We start from the raw sequence: 1060 nt of genomic DNA on the forward strand, positions 1-1060 counted from the left end.
GGGTTTTCCGGCCGGTGGGTTGGAGGTGTTCGCGGCGCCGGAGGCGGCGGGGGCGGCCGATGAGCTGCTGGCCGGTCGGGGTGCGGTGGAGGTGTTCGACGAGGCGCTGGCCGGGGCGGTCGCGGCGGGGGCCGAGCGGATCTGGCGGATCGCGGCTGATCCGTTGTTCCGGGAGGCGGTGACCTGGCAGAACCCCGGGGTGCTGGTGGCGTTGGACGGGATCGTGGCGGGTGGTCCGCGGGCGGTGCGCAACGTGCGGCGGCGGGATCGGGAGCGGGCGGTGGTGCGGTACTGGCAGCGGTACTGCGCCAAGAACGAGACGATCGGCTTCTTCGGGCCGGTCTGCTGGGTCGGTGTCGGTGCCGCTCCGGGTGCCGAGGTCGGTGCCGGGGCCGGTCCGGACGCGGGGCGGGCGGTGCAGGTGCGGGTCGGGCCGGGTCTGCTGCGGGAGCGGCGGGTGTTCCTGGAGGGCTGGGCCCTTGCCGCTTATGCGGATCATCTGGCGGCTGATCCGCGGGTGCGGTGCTGGTGGCCGCCGATGCTGTTGCCGCAGCTGAGTGTGCGGGGGCGGTCGCTGCTGCGGCCGTTGCAGCCGCCGTTGCCGTTGTCGGCGGTGGAGGCGCAGGTGCTGGCCCGCTGCGACGGGCGCACTGCGGCGGTGGAGGTGGTGGCGGGGCTGGATCGGCCGCAGGACGGTTACCTGCTGCTGGAGCGGCTGGTGGAGCGTGAGCTGATCACCTGGGACGCGGCGCTGCCTGTCGGCCGTGAGGCCGAGGAGGTGCTGCGCACCCGGATCGCCGGGATCGGTGATCTCGATGTCCGGCGGGAGGCCGCGGCGGGGTTGGCGCGGTTGTGTGCGGCGCGGGAGGCGGTCGCGGCGGCGGCGGGGGACGCTGTGGCGTTGAGGGGTGCGCTGGCGGGGTTGGATGCGGAGTTCACGGCGTTGACGGGGGGTGTGCCGCGGCGTCGGGACGGGCAGATGTACGCCGGTCGGACGTTGTGTTACGAGGACACGGCGCGGGATCTGGACGTCACCGTCGGCACGGTCCTGCTGGACGAG

1 protein-coding gene is annotated in these 1060 nt (G+C 74.3%); it reads left to right on the forward strand.

Annotated features, from left to right (window positions below):
• Positions 1 to 25: 25 nt before the first annotated feature.
• Positions 26 to 1060: lantibiotic dehydratase (locus tag IEZ07_RS35265; protein ID WP_301549391.1), on the forward strand; the 1035-nt coding region annotated here is incomplete at its 3' end.

The sequence above is a fragment of the Planomonospora parontospora genome (assembly GCA_014647935.1).
In the GTDB taxonomy this organism is placed as follows: domain Bacteria; phylum Actinomycetota; class Actinomycetes; order Streptosporangiales; family Streptosporangiaceae; genus Planomonospora; species Planomonospora parontospora.